The organism is Gammaproteobacteria bacterium, from assembly GCA_027296625.1.
Classification (GTDB): domain Bacteria; phylum Pseudomonadota; class Gammaproteobacteria; order JAKEHO01; family JAKEHO01; genus JAKEHO01.
Map to the genome: position 1 here is coordinate 1 of JAPUIX010000099.1, position 4,549 is coordinate 4,549.

At 55.0% G+C, this 4,549-nt stretch carries 6 protein-coding genes; 1 reads left to right on the forward strand and 5 read right to left on the reverse strand.

What is annotated here, in order from left to right; genetic code table 11:
• Nucleotides 1-188: 188 nt before the first annotated feature.
• The 5 genes from O6944_05120 to O6944_05140 form a co-directional block, all read right to left on the reverse strand.
• Nucleotides 189-641 carry a DoxX family protein gene (locus O6944_05120; protein MCZ6718518.1) on the reverse strand — a complete coding sequence of 151 codons (453 nt, stop codon included), beginning with the start codon at nt 639-641 and terminating at the stop codon, nt 189-191.
• Between the two features lie 48 nt (nt 642-689).
• Nucleotides 690-1,460 (reverse strand): DNA-binding domain-containing protein, encoded by a 771-nt coding sequence (locus O6944_05125; GenBank protein ID MCZ6718519.1) that lies wholly within the window; start codon nt 1,458-1,460, stop codon nt 690-692.
• Nucleotides 1,444-2,319 carry a DUF692 domain-containing protein gene (locus tag O6944_05130; GenBank protein MCZ6718520.1) on the reverse strand — a complete coding sequence of 292 codons (876 nt, stop codon included), beginning with the start codon at nt 2,317-2,319 and terminating at the stop codon, nt 1,444-1,446. The genes O6944_05125 and O6944_05130 overlap by 17 nt, the downstream gene beginning before the upstream one ends.
• Nucleotides 2,320-2,327: 8 nt before the next feature.
• A complete protein-coding gene (locus O6944_05135) occupies nt 2,328-2,588 on the reverse strand; it encodes a DUF2282 domain-containing protein (protein ID MCZ6718521.1) in 261 nt (86 codons plus the stop codon).
• Between the two features lie 566 nt (nt 2,589-3,154).
• Nucleotides 3,155-3,538 (reverse strand): hypothetical protein, encoded by a 384-nt coding sequence (locus O6944_05140; GenBank protein MCZ6718522.1) that lies wholly within the window; start codon nt 3,536-3,538, stop codon nt 3,155-3,157.
• A gap of 790 nt (nt 3,539-4,328) precedes the next feature.
• On the opposite strand from O6944_05140, the gene O6944_05145 reads away from it, so the two are divergent.
• Nucleotides 4,329-4,549, forward strand: a 221-nt coding sequence (locus O6944_05145; protein MCZ6718523.1) for a hypothetical protein, incomplete at its 3' end; no start/stop codon positions are given.

The following is a 4,549-nucleotide window of genomic DNA, read 5'->3' on the forward strand; positions in this document are numbered from 1 at the left end:
CGGCGATCAGGTCGGCAGGAGGCTGTTCGGATTGGGCTGCGTTGGTCGTCATGATGAACTCCGTGTCTTGAGTTGTATATACAACAAAGCTTGCGTCCTGTCAAGGGAATTTTCCATAAAGGGCCTCATGGTCTTTACCGGTTCTCAGTACTAGTCGACACCAACACATCCTCCAAGGATCAGAATCGTTAACTTCGCGCGAATTTCTTCATCAGAAAGTGGTCAAGCGACAGCGTCCCGGGTCCATAGAACACCAGGATCGCGAGCATGAAACCCCAAAGCTGGTGATCCTTGACCCCGACTACATGAAGATCTGGGTAGGAAATCACGGCAACGATGTTGAAGATAAACAGAACGATGGCACTAAAACGTCCACCAAGCCCCAGCGCCAACAACACCGGAAATGTCAACTCGGTAAACGTAGCGAGGTCAGCCGCAATCTTAGGAGATAACAGAGGGACCTGATACTCGAACTCGAATAGAAAAACGGTGCTCTCGAAACTCTGGAGCTTTACCAGTCCTGATTTAAAAAATACATTGGCGACCCACAAACGGGTCCCGAGAAGCAAGGCTGGCGTCAAAAAATCGAGCGTTTTGGTAATAGGCCGTACTAAATTTATTACGTGTATCGCGACAGTCATTGGTTATCTCCATCAGAAAAGTGGTCGTAGGCCCAGAGTAATTTCATCTCAGAGTGAAAAGTCCACTAACGTTCCGTTAACAACGTGCTTTTGCAGGCACGGGCTGAGATCGATATCCGGTTGTGTCTTAAGCGCAGCTTCGCAGGCCTGGGCGAACGTGCGGCTTTGATGAAGCGCGTGCAAGAGTGCGAACTCGCCATCGCTCAAGGGCTCGATCGTGATATCGAAATCGCGTCGGATCACCAAAAGCCTGACCGCACCTTCGTCCAGATTCACAGTTTGGTCCCCTTGATAGTCATCTTGATTCACCTCCCAGATCCGCAAGACCGGGTAATCCGATGCCAGCAGACGACTGGCTGGGTGCAGTTGAAAGGTGAGCCGCTCGTGCTGGGTTGGTGGTATCTCTATGAGACGCGTTGGGTCGAGCGAGGTCGCATCGGCAGCATGAAACACCTCGTGGTAGGCCCACTCCAGGCGGGCAACGTCGGGCAAATAAACGAGCTCCTTGGCCCCGGGAAAGATCGCTAGGAAGTCGGCAAACCGGTCGCCAAACTTATGTAGGTTGCCGGAGCGGGATGGGTGGTGCCGGATATACTGGTATGCGGCGTGCTTAAAGAAGAAATCCCCCACCAAGCGGTCGATCACCGGGTAGATCGCGCGCAAGGCCTCGGTGAGACTGGAAAAGACGTTGTTGCGGTAGACCTGAAGTCGTCGCTCGCCGGTTAAGCCATTGGCCCGGACGGGCACAGCATGCCCCGTATCGGTCGTACCAAACACGTGGTTGGCGAACGCCTGTTGCACCTCATGCAGCGTGGACACGGTAGGTCTCCAGAATATGATCGGCCTTGTGGGCCTCAGCTACTAACACTTCGAGCGGGGGCAGCTCGGTATCCCATTCGATCAGGGTGGGCCTGGGGCCTAGGTGGTCTATGGCTTGCTGATAAAGGACCCACACCGCATCGGCCACGAGCTGGTTGTGGCTGTCGATGATGATCTCGCCGTCCTCGAGCCGGTTGATGGTGAACCCGGCCAAATGGATCTCTTGCACGCGTTCGCGGGGAATGGCGTGCAGGTAGGCCAGTGCGTCGAAGCCGTGGTTTCTTGAGTTGACATAGATGTTGTTCACATCGAGCAGAATGCCGCAGCCTGATCGCCTGGAGGCTGCGGCCACGAATTTCCCCTCGGGAATGGTCGCGTTGGTATATTCGAGGTAGCTTGAGACGTTCTCGATCAAGATCTGCCGACCGAGGTAGTCCTGCACCTGGCTGATGCGATTGACTATGTGGTCTAAGGCCGCTTCCGTATAGGGCAGCGGGAGCAGATCGTTTAAATAACGCCCCCCGACCGAACCCCACGACAGGTGCTCGGACACCAAGGCCGGTTCAAAGCGGCGAATTAAGTCCTTGAGCTTAGCTAGATGGGCTGTGTTTAGCGGATCGGTCGAGCCTAAGGACATCCCCACACCATGGAGGCTTAAGGGATAGCGCGCACGCGCCTGCTCCAAGTAATACAACGGCCGCCCACCGTCGCCGAAGTAGTTCTCAGGGTGTACCTCCAACCAGCCGACCGCTGGACGCTCTTCGAGCACGTCGCGGTAATGCTCGGCGCGAAGGCCGATCCCGGCTTGCGCCGGGATCGGTTGCTCACCGTTAGCGTACTGCGAAACAGAACGGAGCATGGGTCGCCTTAACCCTTGGGGCTCAAGCTACCGCCGGCGATCTTGCCGCAGGTACCCTTGGGCACGGCAATAAACGCATCCGCCTTGCGGTCTACCTTGGACGTACCGGCACAAGAACTCGTAGCCGTCTGACAGTCGTTCTTACCGGCTTTGGCGACGCCATAACACTTCTCGAAGTCCTTCTTGGCCGCGATGGCCTGGTTGCCGACCAACAGGCCCAAAACCAGGACACTCGCCAAGGCGGAACTCACAACAGTTGACTTACTCACGATGGTATTACCTCCATATGGATTAACGATTGAATGAAGCAACAGATTGGTTGCCCATTCTTAGATGCCGAACGCGCCGCAGGGGTTACAGACCTGGACTCGGGTGCGTACGCTTACTCTCGCGCAGTAAGCGGTACCGCGGCCGTACAGGCTCGACTACAGGCAGGCGGGTGTGGCCGTGCTTGGTATTGGCCGCCTTCAGTCGGTCACGGCGCAAGCAACCGCAGCTCCGTGTAGTGCCGCTGCGCAAGTGGCCCGCCTTCGTAACTATCTCGTTGCCACACCTACACACGCAGCGCCAGCGTGCGCCGTCCTTGGGGGAAGGTTTGCAACGTACTCTTTCCTTTGCCGTGAGGCGGCCGAATGTTTGGTCAGTTAGGTCAATCGCATGTCTACCCATTTGTGTTTCCTCCTATTGCTTTTTGTCTGTTAATTCATTCTGTGGGTAAAAAAGGGGCGGAAATGAATCCACCCCCGCACTTAGTCAGCCAAACGTCTGCACCCGTCGGCCGCCCGATAATGCGTGAAAATGTAGATAAAATGGTAGGGTTTGGTTGTTTTCTTGGTTATTTGAGCTGGGCAAGGTCCCGCAATATCTCCGGGCACCCCCGCTCAATGCGCTTGCTAATGGTGGTCGCGTCGAGGTTGCTGCCGTCACCATAGATGAATCGCAGGAAACTGCGCCTTTCGCGGAGAGACAGAAAAGACTCCCCAAGCTCTTTAGCTGCCGCCTGTGCCGCGTGCAAATTCTCTAAGTGGCCAAGGCCCATGTCCCGACCGGCGACCATCGACACCGCTTCAATCAATAGCCCAACACAATAAGGGTCTTGCTGCGCTTTTTTTAGCTCCGCTAGCGTCATGGGAGCCGACACGGCTTGAGGTACTTGCTGCGGTGTGTTCCCAAAGTGTTGGGCAGCAACACCGACCCCAACAAATAACCCCCAGAACACCACGAATGGAACAAGCGGCGGGAACCACGGAAGTTTAGAATCGGTGTGTCGTGAATGAAAACTCATCTACTTTTGAACTAATTCTGGGCAAAAAGTTTCCCCAGCGGTCGCTAGAGTAGCACCTCAACTTCGTACGCAAGGCCGGGCACGACACTGACAACCACGTCCTCCGCAGCGCAGCCCGTCAACTTGGTAAATACGGGGAGGATGCTTGCGGTGGTTTCCCTCTGGCTTCTCTGAGCCTGTGGCACACCCGTCCGGTGGGGCTGGTTCTGTAAAAACCTGATGGCCTACCATGTTGCATATATCATCTCGCATTTGATATGTGCAGGTTGGTTGGGATTGTGTTTCTCTCTCTCTGTGCTTGCTTCTTGTTTGGGTTACTCCCCGTTGAGACTGGCAAAGGCCGGCCCAAGGGTAAGTTACTGTACTGTAACAGTCCTATCAGCTCCGTAGACTACACAGAACAATTCGAATACCGACAGAAACTTAAGCTCCGTAGAGTAACAGCATAATAGTGATTCACTGAATTAAGGTTTGGTCGTTCGACCCGTTAACCGAGCATGGAACGACCACCGATGCTGAAAACGTTTCAGTAAAATCTTCTTGCCTTGGACATGCTGTGCACATACGGATGGGACTTGACGCGCATTAACGACTGCTAAATATAGATAGCAATAACGAGGCTCCCGACCAATGCCGCAGACAAACCAAGGACAATCAGTAAACCCAAGACAAAACGGGAAATGTCTTTCACGATATCCCTTATATTCAGTTAGCTTCACCTTAGATGCCCGCCCCCACCCGCAGGTTACAGCCACCGCTTCCCAACGCCCGGAGAGTCAGTTACCCTCGTTGCGTGGATGCGATCCCCAAGCGCCCGCCAAAGACGGGCTTTGACGTGCCGGATGAAAAACAGCTGGTCGCGCGGCTGCGCGCCGGCGATGACGCAAGTTACGAGCGTCACGTAAGGACCTACGGTGCGCGCATGCTGGCCGTCGCCCGGCGGCT

Excerpts from the sequence above, each read along its gene's own strand:
- O6944_05120 (MCZ6718518.1), bottom strand. The coding sequence starts at position 641 with ATGACTGTCGCGATACACGTAATAAATTTAGTACGGCCTATTACCAAA.
- O6944_05130 (MCZ6718520.1), bottom strand. The coding sequence starts at position 2,319 with ATGCTCCGTTCTGTTTCGCAGTACGCTAACGGTGAGCAACCGATCCCG.